The sequence below is a fragment of the Pseudomonas sp. HY2-MNA-CIBAN-0224 genome, assembly GCF_040310285.1.
Classification (GTDB): Bacteria; Pseudomonadota; Gammaproteobacteria; order Pseudomonadales; family Pseudomonadaceae; genus Aquipseudomonas; species Aquipseudomonas helleri.
Map to the genome: position 1 here is coordinate 1 of NZ_JBEOPQ010000219.1, position 401 is coordinate 401.

The 401-nt window shown below is 45.9% G+C and carries 1 pseudogene; it reads right to left on the reverse strand.

What is annotated here, in order from left to right:
• A pseudogene (locus tag AAEZ03_RS26100) lies at positions 1 to 401 on the reverse strand (IS3 family transposase); the annotation flags it as partial.

Here is a 401-nt window from a genome sequence, read left to right on the forward strand (position 1 = left end):
GTAGTGACTTTAAAGCGCTTGTGGCGACGGCATTTGATGCCATGTTCCTCTTTAATGCTTCTAACCATGTATAGGCTAATGTCATGGCCTTGCTCGGTGAGCGTTGCATGCAAACGTTCATAACCATAACGTTCTTTACTTTCACTGTGAGCGGCTTTAACGAGTAGCTCGCAATGGTTGCGATGTATCTGCTGCTCGCTGATATCGCGACTCAGCCAGTCGTAGTAACTTGAATGCTTAATCTTTAGCACACGGCACATAGTGGTGATGCTAAAGAAGTGCTGGTTATCTTTGATAAAGGCGTACCTGACTAGCTGTGCTTTGCAAAGTACGCCGTCGCCTTTTTTAATATCTCTCGTTCCTCTTCGGCTACTTTAAGCTGTCGTTTGAGGCGCTTGTTC